Genomic DNA, 19,186 nt, shown 5'->3' on the forward strand with positions numbered 1-19,186 from the left:
GCGATAGAGGCGAAGAATGGCATCGCGCGCGTGGCGGTTTCAAGCCGCCACGACGCCGCACTCACTCGCAGCGCATCAGGTCGTCCCAATGGCGCCGGCAATAGGAGACATATTTCTCGTTGCCGCCAACCTCGACCTGGGCGCCCTCGCGCAAGACCTTGCCCTCACCGTCCAGGCGCACGACCATCGTCGCCTTGCGGCCGCAATGGCAGATGGTGCGCACCTCGCGCAGCTCGTCGGCAATCGCCAGCAGCGCCATCGAGCCCGGGAACAGCTTGCCCTGGAAATCCGTACGCAGACCATAGGCCATGACCGGAATGCCGATACGGTCGGCGACGCGGGCGAGCTCCCAGACCTGCCCCTCATTGAGGAACTGCGCCTCGTCGACAAAGATGCAGGCGATCTCGCCTTCGCCATCCGAGTGCAACCGATCGATCAGCCCATAGAGATCGTCGTCGCCGTGAAAGGGAATGGCGTCCGCACCAAGACCAATGCGCGAGGAAATGCGGCCGACGCCGCCCCGGTCGTCATGGGCGGCGATCAGCATCACCACGCGCATGCCGCGCTCCTGGTAGTTGTAGGAGGCTTGCAGGAGCATCGTGCTCTTGCCCGCATTCATCGTCGCATAGCTGAAATAGAGTTTGGCCATAGTCACCGCGTCCGGTTTTTCCGTTTTTTGGGTAATGACGAGGCTTGGCCGGGAAGGCCAGAGCCCGTTTGCAGCACCCACAGTTTTTCGGCGGACTAGACTATTTCGTGGACATTGCGACATCGAGCGTCGCATCGTGCACCCCGCCAGCATATTGACGCAATACACTTCCTCCGACATCAAAGCGCTTGAATTCGCTATCCAATGGTGTTTGGCTAAAACAATAATCGAGGCAGGGGAACGACAACGATGAAAAAACGACTCTCTCTCAAACTGATACTGGCAGGCGCCGTTTCGGTCGTCGCCATCACCGCTCAGCAGGCTGCAGCTGCCGAGCCGGAAAGCTGTGGCACCGTCCGTTTCTCCGACGTCGGATGGACGGATATCACCGCGACCACTGCCACCGTTTCCACCGTTCTAAAGGGCCTCGGCTACCAGACCGACATCAAGGTTCTCTCGGTTCCGGTCACCTACACCTCGCTCAAGAACAAGGACATCGACGTCTTCCTCGGCAACTGGATGCCGACCCAGGAAAACGATGTTCGTCCCTTCCTCGACGACAAGTCGGTCGAATCCTTCGGGCCGAACCTGGTCGGTGCCAAGTACACGCTGGCGACCAACGCCAAGGGCGCCGAGCTCGGCATCAAGGACTTCAAGGATATCGCCACCAAGAAGACCGAACTCGACGGCAAGATCTACGGCATCGAGCCGGGTAATGACGGCAACCGCCTGATCATCGACATGGTCGACAAGGATACCTTCGGCCTCAAGGGCTTCGAAGTGGTCGAATCCTCCGAGCAGGGCATGCTGGCGCAGGTCGCCCGTGCCGAAAAGGACGGCGCGCCGGTCGTCTTCCTCGGCTGGGAACCGCATCCGATGAACGCCAACTTCAAGCTGACCTACCTTTCGGGTGGCGATGACATCTTCGGCGCCAATTTCGGCGGCGCGGAAGTCTTCACCAATGTGCGTGCCGGCTACACCACCGAGTGCCCCAACGTCGGCAAGCTTTTGACCAACCTCAAGTTCTCGCTCCAGATGGAAAACGAGATCATGGGCAAGATCCTGAACGACGGCCAGGAGCCGGACAAGGCGGCCGAGGAATGGCTGAAGGCCAACCCGACTGCCGTCGACCCGTGGCTCGCCGGCGTGACCGCCAAGGATGGCGGCGACGGCTTGGCCGCAGTCAAGGCCGCGCTCGGCCTCTGATCGGCATCAAGGCGGGGAATGACCCCGCCTTTTTTCACCGCGTCATGCGCTCCTTTTTGACCTGACGAGACGGATTACCTTCGTGGAATATCTGACCGATAACCGCATCCCCATCGGCGGCTGGGCCAAGGCATTCGTCGACTGGCTGACGACGAATTTCGATTTCTTCTTCGACCAGCTCGCCCGCTTCCTTCAGGCCGTCGCCGACTCGCTGCTCTGGGTGCTTTATGCCCCGCACCCGCTGATCGTCGTCGCCGTCATCACCGGGCTCGCCTGGTGGTTCCGCCGTTCGATCGGCATAACGCTGTTCACCGGCCTGGGCCTGCTCCTGATTATCAACCAGGGCTACTGGAAGGAAACGACGGAAACCCTGGCGCTTGTGCTCGCTGCCACCGCCGTGAGCATGGCCGTCGGCGTGCCGCTCGGCATCGCAGCCGCCCGTCGCCCATGGGTCTACGCCGTCATGCGGCCGATCCTTGACCTCATGCAGACGATCCCGACCTTCGTCTATCTGATCCCGGCGCTGATCCTCTTCGGCCTCGGCATGGTTCCGGGTCTGATCGCGACCGTGATCTTCGCCATTCCCGCACCGATCCGGCTGACGCGCCTCGGCATCATTTCGACGCCGCCGTCGCTGGTGGAAGCCGCACAGGCCTTCGGCGCGACGCCCGGCCAGGTATTGCGCAAGGTGGAGCTACCCTTTGCCATGCCGCAGATCATGGCTGGCCTCACCCAGACCATCATGCTGTCGCTGTCGATGGTGGTCATCGCCGCGCTCGTCGGCGCCAGCGGCCTCGGCGTTCCGGTCGTGAGAGCCTTGAACACGGTCAACATCGCCAAGGGCTTCGAAGCTGGCCTTTGCATCGTCATCCTGGCGATCATTCTCGACCGCCTTTTCCGCTCGTCCGACGAAGGAGAAGGCGCATGACCAACGCCGTCGTTTTCAAGAATGTCGACATCATCTTCGGCAACAACCCTCAAGTCGCGCTGCAGATGGTCGACCAGGGCAAGACCCGCGACGAGATCGGCGCCGAAACCGGCCTCGTGCTCGGCGTCGCCGGCGCCTCGCTCGAAATCACCGAGGGCGAGATCCTCGTGCTGATGGGGCTTTCGGGCTCCGGCAAGTCGACGCTGCTTCGCGCGGTCAACGGCCTTGCCCCGGTCGTGCGGGGCGACGTCGAGGTGAAGACCGCAAATGGTGCGCTCAATCCCTATCGAACCAATCCGAAGTCGCTGCGCGACTTCCGCATGCACACGGTCTCGATGGTGTTTCAGCAGTTCGCGCTTCTGCCCTGGCGCACCGTCGCCGACAATGTCGGCTTCGGGCTTGAGCTTGCCGGCATGCCGGACGCCGAACGCAAGGCGCGCGTCGGCGAACAGCTCGAACTCGTCAATCTCTCGAAATGGGCGGGTCGCAAGGTCAACGAGCTTTCAGGCGGCATGCAGCAGCGCGTCGGGCTTGCCCGCGCCTTTGCGACCGGTGCACCGATCCTGTTGATGGACGAGCCGTTCTCGGCCCTCGACCCCTTGATCCGCACCCGCCTGCAGGACGAGTTGCTGGAGTTCCAGCGGCGGCTGAAGAAGACCATCATCTTCGTCAGCCACGATCTCGACGAGGCCTTCCGCATCGGCAACCGCATCGCCATCATGGAGGGCGGGCGCATCATCCAGTGCGGCACGCCGCAAGATATCGTCAAGAACCCGGCCAACCAGTATGTCGCCGATTTCGTCCAGCACATGAACCCGATCACCATGCTGACGGCGAAAGACGTGATGCAGACCGGCGTCCAGCGCGGAGTGACTGTTGCCGGCGTGACCGCGACGGCCAAGCCCACGACACCGCTCGTCGACATCCTCGACGCCATGTCCCGCCAGCCGGGCAGCATCGGGGTCGTCGACAACGGTTCCGTGGTCGGTACGATCGACGCCCAGGATATCGTCCAGGGACTGACGCGCCACCGCAACAAAAGTTGACGAAGCCGCTCAACAAGCCAATAAAAGCCCGGAGCGTCGTTCCGGGCTTTTTTCGTCCCGGCAACGACCGCATGGCAGGAAAAGGGAAAGACCATGAGCGACAAGCCGAACGTTCTGCGCGACACCGATAACGAAGCCCGCACGCTGGCCCGCACGCTTCTGCGGGGCGCGCGCAGCGCATCGCTTGCGGCGATCGAGCCGGAGAGCGGCGGCTTCCCCTTCGTCAGCCGCGTGCTCGTCGGCATGGATGTCGACGGGGTGCCTGTCATCCTGATCTCGAAACTGTCGACACACACGCAGGCGCTGCTGGCCGACGCCAGGGCCTCGCTCCTGACCGGCGAGCCTGGCAAGGGCGACCCCCTCGCCCATCCTCGCCTGACCGTGCAATGCACCGCCGAACAGGTTGCGCGCGACAGCGAAGCACATATCCGCATCCGCGAGCGATTCGTCCGCCGCCACCCCAAGTCGAAACTCTACGTCGATTTTCCCGATTTCGGCTTCTTCCGGCTGTCGCCGCTGCGTGCCAGTCTCAACGGCGGCTTCGGCCGCGCCTATGTTTTGACCGCCGAAGACCTTCTGATCGACACGCCTGCCATCGCCTCGCTCGCCGCGATGGAGGCGAACGCGATCGATCACATGAATACGGATCATTCTGACGCAGTTCAGCGCTATGCGGTGAAGCTCTGCAAGGCACCGGAAGGCAACTGGAAAGTCGTGGGTATCGACGCCGCGGGGCTCGATCTTGCAGATGGCGATCAGCTAAAACGCCTTGAGTTCCCGACACCTATCGAAGATAGTTCCAATTTACGGGCAATTTTGCGTGAACTTAACGGTTAATCGCTGGAGAGCTACCCCCATTTCTTGCAGTAGGTGGTTGCCCTTTTATGCATCACGACTAATTATCTTGCTTCGTCAACCATAACTACGTGTGATGTAATTTTCGCATGGAGCACGCAATGCAGCCACTTTCGCCTGAAAAACACGATGAAGCCGAGGTAGCAGCCGGTTTCCTCTCGGCCATGGCAAATCCTAAGCGCCTCCTCATCCTCGATTCCCTCGTGAAGGAAGAGATGGCAGTCGGCGCATTGGCCAACAAGGTTGGGCTGAGCCAGTCGGCTCTCTCCCAGCATCTTTCTAAGCTCCGTGCTCAGAATCTCGTCAGCACCCGTCGCGATGCGCAGACGATTTACTATTCGAGCTCATCCGACGCGGTCATGCGGATTCTAGGCACGCTCAATCAAATCTACGGTGACGACCAGAGCGCCACTGCAGAAAAGACTCCGGTCCGTAAATCGGCCTGATATTCGGTCCGCATCTGCGGACCCGTTCGAACAGCCCCACACGAGAAATCGCGCGGGGCTTATTCTTTGGCGGATAGTCTTCCCAGTTTGCACGCGAAAGGTGCCGGCGCTTGCTGGCATTTACCGAGCCTTGAGACTTCCGGGGCACGATGCGCCGCGACAGAATCAGCCGGAAAGCGGACATCGGGATATGCGTGACAAGGTCCGCTGGGGCATCGCCGGAACCGGCACGATCGCAAACAGTCTTGCCTCGGACTTCCGCTTCGCAACCCATGCGAGCCTCGTCGCCGTCTCGTCCCGCAGCGCGCAGAAGGCCGAGAGCTTCGCTGGGCGTTTCGGCGGCATCCGCGGCTATCAGGGCATCGAGGCACTGGCGGCCTCTCCCGATATCGACGCGATCTACGTCGCCTCACCCAATGCTGAGCACCTTCAACAGGCCACCCTCGCCTTGGCCACCGGCAAAGCCGTGCTCGTCGAAAAGCCGCTGACGACGTCGTCGGCCGACGCGCGCACGCTTGCAAACGCCGCTGCCGCCGGCAGCACCTTCGCCATGGAAGCGTTGTGGACCTGTTTCCTTCCGGCGATTTCCAGGGTTCGCGAACTGCTCACGGCCGGAACGCTCGGCGCGATCCGCCATGTCCGGGCGGACCTCGCCTATGAGAAACCGTTCGATGCCGGCAGCCGGTTCTTCGATCCGGCGCTCGGCGGCGGGTCGATGCTCGACCTCGGCATTTATCCGATCGCCCTTTGCCTCAATCTGTTCGGGCACCCCGGGTCCGTCGATGGCACATGGAAGCGCGCGCCGACCGGCGTCGACAGTTCAGCCAAGATCAAGCTGGCCTATGACGGCTTTGACGCTGAACTGGGCTGCGGCTTCGATCGAAACGGGCACAATCGCTTCGTTATTGAGGGCGAGCGCGGCACGCTGGTCATCGACACACCGTTTCTGAAGGCAAGCCGCCTCTTCGTTTCCACCGGCGGCGCGGCGCGCAAGCTACTGGCTTTCAACGGAAAAACGGCCTACCGGCTGGCCCGGCATATCCCGCTGCCCGGCCTTACCCGCCACGATCATCACTTCCCGGGGAGCGGCCTGCAATTCGAGATCGAGGCAGCAAGCGCGGCGATTCTCGAGGGCCGCAGCGAACATCCGTCGATGCCGCTATCGGCCAGCATAAAGGCCCTGGAAATCATCGAGACGGTCCGCTCAAGGACACCTGAGGCAGGCTAGTTCTACCTCGAAACGGGACGCAAAACGTGGCCGACGCTGCGCCTAGAGGTCGAGCGGACGGTAGTCCCGCCAGCCGCCGTTGAGCGCCAACACCACCTCCGTCAGATGTCGCGCCGTCGCGCCGGAGAAAAACGGTGTTTCGCCGCCTTTGAGCGCCTGCGCCTGCACTGCAATGCCGCGCACGAAATCGATCTGCGACGGAAAGGCCGGAAGCGCACTTGCCGATGGCGCCGTCGGATAGCGCATCTTCGTTCCGGGATAGAGCCGAAGCGGAAGCTTGCGGCCGAGTTTCCACTCCAGCCAGTCGAGCCCGCGATGCAGGAGCGGCCGCTTCGCCCCGAAGATCTCCAGATGGATCGGCGAGCGATTGTCCCAGAGATCGCGAACGGCGATCATGCCCTTTTCGCCGAGGATCGTCAGCGAGCGGTCGCGCGGCGCCGCCAGGCCGCAGGTGACCCGCGCCGTCAGGCCGGAGCGGAACGTCAGGCAACCCACGGAAAAATCGGGCCCGAGCGCCAGCGTCTCGGTTCCCGGCCCCTTGTCCGGAAAGGTCAGCGCCGAGACGGCACTGACTTCGGCGACCGGGCCGAAGAGGGAGACAAGCCAGCTTGCTGCATAACCCGCGTGTTCGAGCGTGCAGCCGACCTCGAACTCATGCACGCCCGGCCAGCGAGCGCCCGAGCGGCTGCGCCAGGCGCGCCAGTTGGCCTTGAACACCGGGCCATCTTCCATCTCGGCGTAGACAAGCCGCGGCGTGCCAATGGCACCGTCCGCAAGCAGACGGGCGCAGAGCGCCTGCGCGTCGCTGAGCCCATTGGCCGGTGCACCGGCCAGAACAAGCCCCTTGGCCCTTGCCAGGTCGACGAGTTCGCTCGCCTGCTCCACCGTCATCGCCAGGGGCTTTTCGCAATAGACGTGCTTTCCGGCCGAAAGCGCCCGGCAATTTACGGTATAGTGGCTCTCCGGCGTCGTCAGATTGACGACGATCGACACCGCGGGATCGGCAAGCACGGCGTCGAGCGAGGCATAGGGCGAAACCTTCCAGTAGCGTGCGAACGCGTCGAGGCGCTCGGCATCGCGGTCCCAGACGCCGGTGAGCCGCAGCTCCGGATGGTTGGCAAGCGTCGTCATGTAATAGTCGGCGACGAAGCCGGTTCCGACAAAGGCAATCCCGGTCACGCTTTCAGTCTCCTATCGCGCGTCGGCCAGGAACGACGCGACGTAAACGAGCGGCGCATTCCAGTTGATGGCGATTTCGTTGGACCCATAGGCTTCGATATCGTCGACATAGCAGGTTTGCGGCGCGCACCCGCGCAGCCGCTCCCTGGCGATGTCGTCGACAAAGGTCGAGTTCGGACCGCCGGCAAGCGAACCGACGGGCGGATTTGGCAGCTGCGGATCGCGCTGACGGGCATACCAGCGGCTGTGCTGGTTCTGCGGCGAGCGGCTGCCATAGCCGGTTATGTAGGAAAGCCCCATCGCATTGCGCCCGAGGATGTAGTCCATGCCCTCGCGCGCGCCGTCAAGAAAGACCCTGTCGCCGGAGAGATCGTAGGCGGCCGACAGCACGACGATGTTCTGCAGCATCAACTGGTTCGATCCCCAGTCGTAGCGGCGCTCGTTCGGCCGGTAGACGATACCGAATGGCTCCGCCTGTTGCAGCGACAGCAGGTGCTGCGCGCTCGTGAGCACCGAATTGCGGATCGTTTCCTGATCGACCGCCGGCAGCGCCCTGCCATAAAGGGCGAGTTGCAGCCGCGCGAAGCCGGCAACGTCGCGCCAGTTGAAAGCGCCGCCGGGCGAAAACATATCCGCTTCCCAGAGCGGCGAGGCCCGCAGGGTCTTGAGATATTCGCCGTTGCCGGTCGTCAGATAAAGCTCGGTCGCCGCCCAGAAAAGCTCGTCGGAAATGCTGTCGTCGTCGTAGTCGCCGCCGCCGCCGAACCCATCGGACTTGGGGGCAAGGAGCGCCGGATTGGCATTCGCCGCCACCCACGCCTTGCGCGCCGCCGAAAGCAGCCGCGCGGAAAATGTCGGGTTATGCTCGGCAAAGAGCCGCGCGCCCTGGGCAGCCACCGCCGCAACATCGAGCGTCGCCGCGGTCGAGGGGCGGTAAAGCGCGCGCGGCTGCGGGTCGTCGCCCGGCAGCATAGGCGCGGCGGTCCAGGCCGTATCGTGGATCTTGTGGTGCACCATGCCGGCGAGCGGCTCGCCGTCCGGGACCATCATCCGCAGCAAGAACTCCAGCTCCCAGCGCGCCTCGTCGAGAATATCCGGAAGGCCATTGCCGTTTTCCGGAATGCGCGACAGCCCGTCGCGCATCACCGCCGATGTGGGCGCAAACGTCAGGCCGCGTTCGTAGGCGGCGAGCAGTTGCGCAGCAGCCAGCGCTCCGGTCACCGCATATTTGCCGTGGTCGCCCGCGTCATACCAGCCGCCGGTCACGTCCAGTTGGTAGGAACAGGACCAACCGCCATAGACCGCCTCGGCCTGCGCGCCGCCAAGGCACGGAACCGCCTTGTCGCCCTGGTTCGGCGCGACGCCGACATGGCCGGCCGATCGGGCATAGGCCTTGCCGGCGATCGCCCCCCTGATCTCGATCCCGCTTCTTTGCGGGTAGAACCAGGACAGTGCATCGACCCGCAACCGCGTGTAGAGATCCTCGCCGATCGAAAAGCGGTCGCTTGCCCAGTCGCCGGACACCAGTCGATAGCCGTCGCCCGGCGTCTTGAACGCTGAGAAGTCCGCAACCTGCGTCTCGACCCCGGCCGTCGGATCGAAACCGTGGGGCTGCGTCTTGCCCTTGCCGACGATCCTGTCCGCAGAATCCAACAGTCGAAAATCGATGGGTTGTTTCGCATCGGCGACGAAGGTCGCCCGCTTCGGGCCATCCGTCAGGTAGCCGAGCTGGTTGACGCGAATGGCCGGCCCTTCGGCCGCCCGCCGCGCCGCCGGCGAGGAAGCCCCGGTCGCCACCAGCGAGACGTCGTCGAGGCAGACACGGCCGCTCTCGCCGCCGCCAAGCGGAAAAACGAGCTGCGCTTCGTCCGGCTCCTGCCCCGCGAACTCCGCCGAAAAAAGGCTGCCCTCCGGCGTGCCTTCCATCGTGAATTCGTCCACCATGGTCCAGGGATCGGCGGCGCGCTGCACCCTTGCCTGGACGCTGCGCGCCGGCTCGGCGATCACCCTCATCGACAAACGGTAGATGCGACCGGGCTCGAGCTTCAAGCCATTGGTGCCGATGAGTTGGCTCCAGGCTTCACCGCCCCGCGCAGCCTCGACGCAAAGCCGGCCGTTCTCGCGCGCGAACGCCAGCCCGTCGCTCGCCCAGAACGTGTCCTGTCTTTTGTCAAAGTGGCCGTCAGCAATCAGTTCGGCGCCCCTTGACAGGCCCGGCAGGAAGAGCGCGGCAATCGCCGCGTGTGCTATCCCGAACCTCGACACGTTTCCAACTCCGAACTCGCCGGCCACTCAAAAGGCGCCACGGAGCCGACAAGCCATGGCAGCAGAGCGTTGCCGCAAACAAGTTAAGCTTGAGAAAAGATCCGGCGGCGCGGCGAAATTTCGCTGTCGCCAAGACCCGTCGCGACCTGTCTGGCGGACCGGTGCGAGGCTTGACGCGCCTCGGCGCCCTGATAGTTTGACCAAAGGGTAAAAATTTGGGCGGCAGCACCGCCCGGACGACAAGAGAGACCGAGGAGAACTGGAATGTCGAACCGCCTTAACACGCCGAACGACCTGCGTGCTTTCTGGATGCCGTTCACTGCGAACCGGCAGTTCAAGAAGGAACCGCGCCTCTTCGTCGGCGCCAAGGACATGCACTACACGACCCATGACGGCCGCACGGTACTGGACGGCACGGCGGGTCTGTGGTGCGTCAACGCCGGCCATTGTCGCCCGAAGATCACCGAGGCGATCCGTGAGCAGGCGGGCGAGCTCGACTATGCGCCGGCCTTCCAGCTCGGCCACCCCAAGGCCTTCGAACTGGCAAACCGCCTGGTCGACATCGCGCCCGAGGGCATGAACCACGTTCTCTACACCAACTCTGGCTCGGAATCGGTAGAAACCGCGCTGAAGGTGGCACTCGCCTATCACCGCGCCAAGGGCGACGGCTCGCGCTTCCGCCTGATTGGTCGCGAGCGCGGCTATCACGGCGTCAACTTCGGCGGCATTTCGGTCGGCGGCATCGTCTCCAACCGCAAGATGTTCGGCACGCTTCTGACCGGCGTCGACCATATGCCGCACACCCACTTGCCGGCCCAGAATGGCTTCACCCGCGGCGAGCCGGAGCATGGCGGCGATATCGCGACCGAACTCGAGCGGATCGTTACGCTGCATGACGCCTCCACCATCGCAGCCGTCATCGTCGAACCGGTGGCCGGCTCCACCGGCGTGCTGATCCCGCCGAAGGGCTACCTGCAGAAACTGCGCGAGATCTGCACCAAGCACGGCATCCTGCTGATTTTCGATGAAGTCATCACCGGTTTCGGCCGCCTCGGCACGCCGTTTGCCGCGCAGTATTTCGACGTGAAGCCGGATATCATTACGACCGCAAAGGGGCTCACCAACGGCGTCATCCCGATGGGTGCGGTCTTCGTCACCTCCGAGATCCATGATGCCTTCATGAATGGCCCGGAGCACATGATAGAGTTCTTCCACGGCTACACCTATTCGGGCAACCCGATCGCCTCGGCCGCCGCCCTCGGCACGCTCGATACCTACAAGGAAGAGGGCCTCTTGACCCGCGCCGCCGAGTTGGCACCCTATTGGGAAGAGGGCCTGCACTCGCTGAAGGACTGCCCGCATGTCATCGACATCCGCAATCTCGGCCTGATCGGCGCGATCGAGCTGCAGCCGATCGCCGGCGAGCCGACGAAGCGCGCTTTCTCCGCCTTCCTCAAGGCCTATGAGAGCGGCCTCTTGATCCGCACCACCGGCGACATCATTGCGCTGTCACCGCCGCTGATCATCAGCAAGGCAGAAATCGACGAGCTGTTCGGCAAGCTGCGCGCCGTTCTCAACAGCAATATCTAAGCAGGCCTCGTCGAGACCGTCAGAACCCTTTCCCCGGCAACGGGGGAAGGGTTACTCTTATCCGCAACAATGAAACCAAGCGTCGTCCCGCCGAGAGAGCATCCGGGGCGCGTATAAGAAATGGAGTTGCCTCATGTCCGAAGCGCTGGAACGCTATATCGATCAGGGCGTTGGACGCGAGCCGGCTGACATCGTCTTGAAGGGCGGGCAGTTCTTCGATCTCGTCACTGGCGAACTGGTCGCCTCCGACATCGCGATCTCCGGCGACCGCATCGTCGGCACCTTCGGCAGCTACGAGGGGCGCGAGGAAATCGACATCACGGGCCGCATCGTCGTGCCCGGCTTCATCGACACCCATCTGCACATCGAATCCTCGCTGGTCACGCCGCACGAGTTCGACCGCTGCGTCCTGCCGCTCGGCATCACCACCGTCGTCTGCGATCCGCACGAGATCGCCAACGTGCTCGGCACCGAGGGCATCGAGTATTTCCTGGATTCGGCGCTCGAGACGATCATGGACATCCGCGTCCAGCTCTCCTCCTGCGTGCCGGCGACGCATCTCGAAACGTCGGGCGCCGACCTGCCGATCGAACGTCTCCTGCCCTTCCGCCACCATCCGAAAGTCATTGGCCTTGCCGAGTTCATGAACTTTCCGGGTGTTGTGCACAAGGACCCGGTCTGCCTCGCCAAGCTCGATGCCTTCCAGGGCGCCCATATCGACGGTCATGCTCCACTGCTTTCGGGCAAGGACCTGAACGGCTATCTGGCAGCCGGTATCCGCACCGACCATGAATGCACCAGCGCTGAAGAGGCGATGGAGAAGATCCGCAAGGGCATGCACATCCTCGTGCGAGAGGGCTCGGTCTCCAAGGACCTGCATGCGCTGATGCCCATCATCACCGAGCGGCTGTCGCCGCACCTGGCGCTCTGCACCGACGACCGCAACCCGCTCGACATCGCCGAGCAGGGTCACCTCGACCATATGATCCGCACGGCGATATCCGCCGGCGTCGAGCCGCTGGCGATCTACCGCGCCGCCTCGATCTCGGCCGCCCGCGCCTTCGGTCTGCGCGACCGCGGCTTGGTCGCGCCCGGCTGGCGCGCCGATCTCGTGGTCATCGACAGCCTGGAAAACTGCAAGGCCGAAACGGTGTTCTCCGGTGGTCGCCGCGTCACCGACGCGCTCTTTGCCACCCGCAAGACGGTCGCCCCCGTCGGGCTCGACAGCGTCAAGGCCGGCCAAGTCCATGCCAGCGCCTTCGGCATTCCGGTCGCAGACGGCGACACCTCGGTCATCGGCGTTCTGCCCGGCAAGATCATCACCGAGCACCGCCGCTACCGCCTGCCGGCGGTCGGCAACCAGACCGGCGTCGATCTCGGCCGCGACATCATCAAGGTCGCCGTCATCGAACGCCACGGCGTCAACGGCAATCATGCTAATGGCTTCGTGCAGGGGTTCGGGCTGAAGAAAGGCGCGATCGCCTCGACCGTCGGCCATGACAGCCACAACATCTGCGTCGTTGGCGTCAACGACGAGGACATGGCGATCGCCGCCAACCGGCTCGGCGAGATCAAGGGCGGTTTCGTCGTCGTCGAGGACGGCAAGGTGACCGGCGAGATCGCGCTTCCGGTCGCAGGCCTGATGAGCCTCGAGCCCTATGAGAGCGTCCGTGACACGCTGCACGACCTGCGCCACGCCGCCTTCGCGCTCGGCGCAACGCTGGAGGAGCCGTTCCTGCAGCTCGCCTTCCTGCCGCTGCCGGTCATCCCGCATCTGAAGATCTCGGATCGCGGGCTGGTCGATGTCGACAAGTTCATGCTGATCGGGTGATTGGCGGCGGCACTCAGTTGTCGGCCACGGCGGGCGCCAGTTCCTTGCGGAAATAGACGACGCGCTCCGTCTCCTCAAAGCCAAGCGCCATGTGCAGGCTTTGGCTCCTCAGATTGTCGGTCGCCGTGTCGGAGGCGAGTTCCTGGCAGCCCCGGCTTGTCGCCCAGCGTTCGACCGCGGTGATCAGGGCGCGCGCCACGCCGCGACGGCGGTAGGCGGGCAAGACGTAAATGCCTTCGAGGAAGCCGACGGGCGAGGTCTCGCAGCCGTTGACGTAATCGTGGCGGATCGACGCTTCAGCGAAACCGGCAGCGACGCCGGCTTCGTCCTCGCAAAGGAACGAAGCGTAGCGGTCGCGCTCCGCGAGACTGGATTCGACTTCGGCGCGATGATCCGCCGCCGGTGTATCCGGCCAGAGCGCCAGACGCATCTCGACCCAGCGGCCGATGGTTTCGCCATCCATCAACAATACGCGCATCAGAACTTCCCTGAGAAGGCCGACAGTCCGGCAACCCTGATGCTACCGGCTTCAAGCCGTGCCGGATATCCGGGCAATTCCAGGGGCTCAACCGCCGACGGCGCCAGAAACTCCAGCGGTTCCCGGGTGAGATTGAAGACGAAGAGCAGCCGCTCGCCGTCTTTCTCGCGAACAAAGGCCAGGAGATCGCTGTTCGTGTCGAGGAACCGCATCGTGCCATCGCTGAGTGCCCGCTGCGATCGGCGGAAGGCGAGCGTCGCGCGATAGTGATCGAGCACCGTGTCCCCGGTTTGCTGGGCGTCGACCGAAAGCCGCCGATGGTCCTCGGGCACCGGCAGCCACGGCTTGCCGGCGGTAAAGCCGGCATTGGCCGCTGCCTGCTCCCAAACCATCGGTGTGCGGCATCCGTCGCGGCCCTTATAGGAGGGCCAGAAGCGGATGCCATATGGATCGCGCAGATCCTCGAAGGCAAGCTCCGCCTCCGGCAGCCCCAGTTCCTCGCCCTGATAAAGGCAGATCGAGCCGCGCAGGCTGGAAAGCAGTGTGATCGCCAGCCGCGCCACCCTCTCCCGCTCCGCTTCATTGCGGGCAAAGCGGCTGACATGGCGCGTCACGTCGTGGTTGGAAAAGGCCCAGCAGACCCAGCCATCGGTCACCGCCTCCTGGAAATTCTCGACACAGCGGCGGATATGGGCCGCGGTAAAGTCCGGCCCCAGGAGGTCAAACGTATAGCACATGTTGAGCTTGTCGCCGCCGCTGGTATAGGCGGCCACGGTCTTCAGCGAGCGGGCGCCGTCGCCCACCTCGCCGACGGTCATGCGGCCTTCGTAGCGATCAAGCAACGCCCGGAACCGCGCGAGGAAGGCGATGTTTTCCGGCTGGCTCTTGTCGTGGAGATGGTCCTGCATGCCGTAGGGGTTCACGTCGGGCGCATCGTTGCTGGTGGCATCCGGATCCGGCACGAGCGGCGGGTTGTCCCGCAAGTGCTTGTCGTGGAAGTAGAAGTTGACCGTATCTAGTCGGAAGCCGTCGACGCCCCGCTCCAGCCAGAAGCGGGCAGCATCGAGCACCGCATCCTGAACTTCGGGATTGTGAAAGTTGAGGTCCGGCTGCGAGCCTAAGAAGTTGTGCATGTAATATTGCTTGCGCACCCCGTCCCATTCCCAGGCCGGTCCGCCGAAGATCGACAGCCAGTTGTTGGGCGCCGTGCCGTCCGGCTTAGGATCGGCCCAGACATACCAGTCCGCCTTCCCGTTCGTTCGGCTGGAGCGGCTTTCGACAAACCAGGGATGGCGATCGGCGGTGTGGGAGATCACCTGGTCGATGATCACTTTCAGGCCAAGACGATGGGCCTCACCAAGCATCTCGTCGAAATCGGCGAGTGTTCCGAACATCGGATCGACGTCGCAGTAATCCGAAACGTCGTAGCCCATGTCGGCCTGCGGCGAGGTGAAGAACGGCGACAGCCAGATCGCATCGACGCCGAGCGAGGCGATGTGCGGCAGCCTGCGGGTGACACCCTTGAGATCGCCGATGCCGTCGTCGTCGGTATCCTGGAACGAGCGCGGATAGACCTGATAGATCACCGCACCGCGCCACCAATCGTCACCCGATACCTGCCGAGACGCCATGTAAGCCCCCTGAAGACGGTCTGTCGCGCAAAGGTGTAGCGTTGCCCGGCGCCGGAGTAAACGCCATTCACCGCCACGCACGGATCGCCACCAAACAGCCGGAAACTATCTCTTGCCGAGAACGATCGAGACCCTTATCCCGTCTCAGACGAAATCTTGTGAGGAGGAAAGTCGTTGGCCGGAAAGATGCTTGCGATCGGAGAGTGCATGGTCGAGCTCATGCAGGCGGAAGGCGGGCTCTTGCGCAAAGGCTATGCCGGCGACACGTTCAACGCCGCCTATTATGCGCAGCTCTTCATGCCTGCTGATTGGACCGTCGCCTATTGCTCCGCCGTCGGCACCGACACGGTTTCCGACGAGATGCTGGCCTTCATGGCGGAAAAAGCGATCGACACCTCGGCCGTCCGCCGCATCGAGAACCGCTCGGCAGGCCTCTATATGATCCATCTAAAGGACGGCGAGCGCAGCTTCTCCTACTGGCGCTCGCACTCGGCTGCCAAGCTGCTTGCCGACGACGCCGAGCACCTCAGACGCGCGATCGAAAGCTCCGACCTCATCCTCTTCTCCGGCATCACGCTGGCGATCCTTGCGCCCGATGCCGTAGAAACGCTGCTGTCGGAGCTGCGCCGCGCCAAGGCTGCCGGCAAGACGGTGGTCTTCGACCCGAACATTCGCCCGCGTCTCTGGGACGATGCCGAGCGCATGCGCCGCACGCTGACCGGCGGTGCCCGCGCCGCGACCCTGGTGATGCCGAGCTTCGACGACGAGATGACCCATTTCGGCGATGCATCGATCGACGCGACGATTGCCCGTTACAAGAGCCTGGGCGCCACCAACCTTGTCGTCAAGGATGGCGAGAAGGGTGTGACGCTCGCCTTCGGCGATGCCCCGGTTGAGCATGTGCCGGCGACCCCGGTCGAGCGCGTCGTCGATACGACCAGTGCCGGCGACAGCTTCAACGGCGCCTTCGTCTCCCGCCTGGTGGCGGGCGACAAGCCGGCCCAGGCCGCCGCCTTTGCGGCAAGCGTCGCTGCCGGCGTCATCGGCCATCACGGCGCGCTCGTGGCGCGGGAGAAGCTGCCTGCCGCGTGAGCGGCGAGGTCACTTTTCAGGAACTTTAGGAAGGATGCAGACGGAAAGCCTGTTTGGTTTTCCGCTCCCTCTTTAGCGGCGCTTCTTCGCCTTGGACTCGTACGGGTTGTCGCCCGAACGGAAGTGCATGCGGATCGGCACGCCCGGCAGGTCGAAATCGTTGCGCAGACCGTTGATCAGGTAGCGCACATAGGATTCCGGCAGCGCGTCCGGCCGCGTGCAGGAGATCATGAAGCCCGGCGGGCGCGCCTTCACCTGGGTCATGTACTTGAGCTTGAGCCGGCGACCGGAAACGGCCGGTGGCGGATGCTGAACCGTCTGCGATTCCAGCCAGCGGTTGAGCCGCGCGGTGGAGATGCGGCGGTTCCAGGTCTTGTCGGTCTCGATAATCGCCTGCATCAGCCGGTCGAGGCCGTAGCCGGTGTGACCGGAAATCGGCACGGCACGGATGCCGCGGGCCTGCGGCAACAGCCGCTCGGTCTTTTCGCGAAGATCGGCAAGCACCGCCTGCCAATCCTCGACCAGGTCCCACTTGTTGAACGCGAGAACGGCCGCCCGGCCTTCGCGCAGCACGAGGTCGACGATCTGCAGATCCTGCTTCTCGAAGGGAATGGTTGCATCAAAGACGATGACCACCGTTTCGGCAAAGCGGATGGCGCGCAGCGCGTCTGCGACCGAGAGCTTCTCGAGCTTCTCCTGAACCTTGGCCTTGCGGCGCATGCCGGCAGTGTCGAACATCTTGATGGTGCGACCGCGCCAGTCCCATTCGACCGAGATGGAATCGCGGGTGATGCCGGCTTCCGGGCCGGTCAACAGTCGATCTTCGCCGAGGAAGCGGTTGATCAGGGTCGACTTGCCGGCGTTCGGCCGGCCGACGATCGCCACCCGCAGCGGCTTGGTCTCATCATAGGCGGTCTCCACCTCTTCGTCTTCACCGTCGTCCTTGAACGTGGGGCGCAGATCGATATCGGTTTCGGCCACGTCGTCTTCCGGCGGGTAGGCCCGTTCTTCGCCGATCGCAGCGACGATCGCGTCGCGCAGATCGAGCATGCCCTGGCCGTGTTCGGCCGAGATCGGGCACGGCTCGCCAAGGCCGAGCGTGAAGGCATCGTAGAAGCCACCGTCGGAACCGCGTGCTTCCGACTTGTTGGCGACCAGCACCACCGGCTTGCCGCGGCGGCGCAGCATTGCGGCAAGCGTCTCGTCGGCCGGCGTCAGGCCGCCCTTGGCGTCCACCAGGAACAGCGAAAGATCGGCTTCGTCGATCGCGGCCTCGGTCTGCGCCCACATGCGCCCCTGCAGCGTGTCGGGTCCCGATTGCTCGAGACCGGCCGTGTCGATGATGCGGAAGCGCAGATCGATCAACTTGGCGTCCCCCGGGCGACGGTCGCGGGTGACACCCGGCGTATCGTCGACGAGCGCCAGCTTCTTGCCGACCAAACGGTTGAACAAGGTGGACTTGCCGACATTGGGACGCCCGACGATGGCGACGGTGAAGCTCATGGATCTATCCGTTTCCGCTTGGAGCGCTGCTGCCAACAAGGCGGCTGCGCTCATAAATTCGTTTTCTGCCGCATCGGGCAGCGACAGTTCCAGCAGGAACTGTTCCGATTGTACTCGGCAATCCCGAACGCAAAACCGCTCAAGCACTTTTGCTGAAACTGCTTGCCTTGTCTCTCGCAGTTCCGGACGCAAAACCGCTGAGCACTTTTGCTGAAACTGCTTTAAACGCTTTAGCGCACAATCCCAAGGTCGAGACCGACATTGGCATCATGCGCTGATTCGAAAGGGTCTTTCACCCTGTGCCCTTCCGGTGGGATGGGCTGTCGTCTTATGCCTTGCCGCTCGCGGCGATCACGTCGAGCAGCATCTGGGCGCGACCGGTGACGTTGCGCGGGCTCTGCGCATCGTCGACGATCTGCTGGAACCAGGTCTTCGCCTTGGCGTAGTCGCCGGACTTGTAAGCAGCGAGACCAAGGGCTTCACGCGCCGAGTGGCGCATGTTGTTCTGCGGCGTAGCAAGCTGCTCGACCTCGGCCGAAACCTGGTCGTAACCGCCGGTATCGACGAGCAGGTAGGCTGCACGCAGACGCGCTGCCTCCTGGATAGCTGCCGGGACGCTGCTGTCCTTGCCGATGGCGGAGAAGGCCTTGGCAGCCGCCTCTGTCTCGCCCTTCTGCGCCTGCAGCGTGGCAGCGCGCAGACGCGCCAGCACCGGATAGGCGCCGTAGCCGTCCTTCTCCAGCGTGTTCAAGGCGGCGAGCGCCTCGTCTGTCTTGTTTTCCTTGGCGAGGTTCAACGCCTGCAGGAACGCATCGCCCGACTTCGAGGAGGCGCCATCCTGCCAGTAATCGAAGCCGACCTTGCCGATGGTGCCGAGTACGATAAGCACGGCGATGGCCACGATGACGCCGCCGAAGCGGGCCCAGATGCTCTTCATCTGGTCGGAACGCAGTTCCTCATTGACCTCGCGGATAAAGCTGTCGTCTTGGTTCGCCATCTATTGCCCCGGCCTTGCCTGCACACTGGCCCGTCGCGCCAACGGTCACATGACGATCGGCGAAACGGACACTCTCAAACTGTTCGAGCATGCACGAGGGGTCCTTGCCGCACCCGCCGCACTCTCATGGATTTTGCGCCTTCTACCCGATTTTGCGGCGCTTGTAAGGGGGCCGACGCGATTTAGAGCGCCTATGGCCGACACGAGGCCGACTCCGTCGCTCTAAATTTTCTGTTACTGCAATTCCGGACGCAAAACCGCA

Annotated in this window: 16 protein-coding genes; 9 read left to right on the forward strand and 7 right to left on the reverse strand. The window is 63.6% G+C overall.

Features of this window, described 5'->3' with window-relative positions:
• Positions 1 to 61: 61 nt before the first annotated feature.
• Positions 62 to 649: a thymidine kinase gene (locus IB262_RS27605; protein ID WP_192494003.1), complete on the reverse strand. Its 588-nt coding sequence runs from the start codon at positions 647 to 649 to the stop codon at positions 62 to 64.
• 249 nt (positions 650 to 898) lie between these two features.
• Here IB262_RS27605 and IB262_RS27610 point away from each other — a divergent pair, with 249 nt between their 5' ends.
• The 6 genes from IB262_RS27610 (at position 899) to IB262_RS27635 (ending at position 6,358) form a co-directional block, all read left to right on the forward strand.
• The gene (locus IB262_RS27610) at positions 899 to 1,855 is read left to right on the forward strand and encodes a choline ABC transporter substrate-binding protein (RefSeq protein WP_034788927.1); all 957 of its coding nucleotides are present in this window, start codon (positions 899 to 901) and stop codon (positions 1,853 to 1,855) included.
• Between the two features lie 82 nt (positions 1,856 to 1,937).
• The gene (gene choW / locus IB262_RS27615; RefSeq protein WP_034788930.1) at positions 1,938 to 2,783 is read left to right on the forward strand and encodes a choline ABC transporter permease subunit; all 846 of its coding nucleotides are present in this window, start codon (positions 1,938 to 1,940) and stop codon (positions 2,781 to 2,783) included.
• Positions 2,780 to 3,829: a choline ABC transporter ATP-binding protein gene (gene choV, locus IB262_RS27620; protein ID WP_034788932.1), complete on the forward strand. Its 1,050-nt coding sequence runs from the start codon at positions 2,780 to 2,782 to the stop codon at positions 3,827 to 3,829. Before choW ends, choV begins: the two co-directional genes overlap by 4 nt.
• A gap of 93 nt (positions 3,830 to 3,922) precedes the next feature.
• A complete protein-coding gene (locus tag IB262_RS27625; protein WP_060518950.1) occupies positions 3,923 to 4,666 on the forward strand; it encodes a HugZ family protein in 744 nt (247 codons plus the stop codon).
• 119 nt (positions 4,667 to 4,785) lie between these two features.
• Positions 4,786 to 5,130, forward strand: coding sequence for a metalloregulator ArsR/SmtB family transcription factor (locus tag IB262_RS27630; protein ID WP_034788940.1), 345 nt, complete (start codon positions 4,786 to 4,788; stop codon positions 5,128 to 5,130).
• A gap of 190 nt (positions 5,131 to 5,320) precedes the next feature.
• Positions 5,321 to 6,358, forward strand: a complete 1,038-nt coding sequence (locus tag IB262_RS27635; RefSeq protein ID WP_112975105.1) for a Gfo/Idh/MocA family oxidoreductase — start codon at positions 5,321 to 5,323, stop codon at positions 6,356 to 6,358.
• A 42-nt stretch (positions 6,359 to 6,400) separates the two neighbouring features.
• Here IB262_RS27635 and IB262_RS27640 read toward each other — a convergent pair whose 3' ends face one another.
• Both IB262_RS27640 and IB262_RS27645 read right to left on the reverse strand, forming a co-directional pair.
• Positions 6,401 to 7,489, reverse strand: a complete 1,089-nt coding sequence (locus tag IB262_RS27640) for a Gfo/Idh/MocA family oxidoreductase (RefSeq protein ID WP_210333269.1) — start codon at positions 7,487 to 7,489, stop codon at positions 6,401 to 6,403.
• Between the two features lie 60 nt (positions 7,490 to 7,549).
• A complete protein-coding gene (locus IB262_RS27645; protein ID WP_112975132.1) occupies positions 7,550 to 9,802 on the reverse strand; it encodes a glycoside hydrolase family 9 protein in 2,253 nt (750 codons plus the stop codon).
• 264 nt (positions 9,803 to 10,066) lie between these two features.
• Between IB262_RS27645 and IB262_RS27650 the strand changes: the two genes are divergently transcribed.
• Both IB262_RS27650 and ade read left to right on the forward strand, forming a co-directional pair.
• Positions 10,067 to 11,392, forward strand: a complete 1,326-nt coding sequence (locus tag IB262_RS27650; protein ID WP_060581709.1) for an aspartate aminotransferase family protein — start codon at positions 10,067 to 10,069, stop codon at positions 11,390 to 11,392.
• 133 nt (positions 11,393 to 11,525) lie between these two features.
• Positions 11,526 to 13,223 carry an adenine deaminase gene (ade, locus tag IB262_RS27655; protein ID WP_060528885.1) on the forward strand — a complete coding sequence of 566 codons (1,698 nt, stop codon included), beginning with the start codon at positions 11,526 to 11,528 and terminating at the stop codon, positions 13,221 to 13,223.
• 13 nt (positions 13,224 to 13,236) lie between these two features.
• On the opposite strand, the gene aac(6') is transcribed toward ade, so the two are convergent.
• Both aac(6') and IB262_RS27665 read right to left on the reverse strand, forming a co-directional pair.
• Positions 13,237 to 13,701, reverse strand: a complete 465-nt coding sequence (gene aac(6'), locus IB262_RS27660; RefSeq protein WP_090298396.1) for an aminoglycoside 6'-N-acetyltransferase — start codon at positions 13,699 to 13,701, stop codon at positions 13,237 to 13,239.
• Entirely contained in the window at positions 13,701 to 15,332 is a 1,632-nt protein-coding gene (locus tag IB262_RS27665; RefSeq protein ID WP_112975107.1) for an alpha-glucosidase family protein, read from the reverse strand. The genes aac(6') and IB262_RS27665 overlap by 1 nt, the downstream gene beginning before the upstream one ends.
• Before the next feature lie 174 nt (positions 15,333 to 15,506).
• On the opposite strand from IB262_RS27665, the gene IB262_RS27670 reads away from it, so the two are divergent.
• Complete coding sequence (locus IB262_RS27670) at positions 15,507 to 16,424, forward strand: sugar kinase (protein ID WP_112975108.1); 918 nt, start codon at positions 15,507 to 15,509, stop codon at positions 16,422 to 16,424.
• 72 nt (positions 16,425 to 16,496) lie between these two features.
• Here IB262_RS27670 and der read toward each other — a convergent pair whose 3' ends face one another.
• Together der and IB262_RS27680 are read right to left on the reverse strand one after the other, a co-directional pair.
• Entirely contained in the window at positions 16,497 to 17,927 is a 1,431-nt protein-coding gene (der, locus tag IB262_RS27675) for a ribosome biogenesis GTPase Der (RefSeq protein WP_112975109.1), read from the reverse strand.
• 328 nt (positions 17,928 to 18,255) lie between these two features.
• Entirely contained in the window at positions 18,256 to 18,924 is a 669-nt protein-coding gene (locus IB262_RS27680) for a tetratricopeptide repeat protein (protein WP_034788954.1), read from the reverse strand.
• Between the last annotated feature and the right edge of the window lie 262 nt (positions 18,925 to 19,186).

Source organism: Ensifer sp. ENS02 (assembly GCF_014851885.1).
Lineage (GTDB): Bacteria > Pseudomonadota > Alphaproteobacteria > Rhizobiales > Rhizobiaceae > Ensifer > Ensifer adhaerens.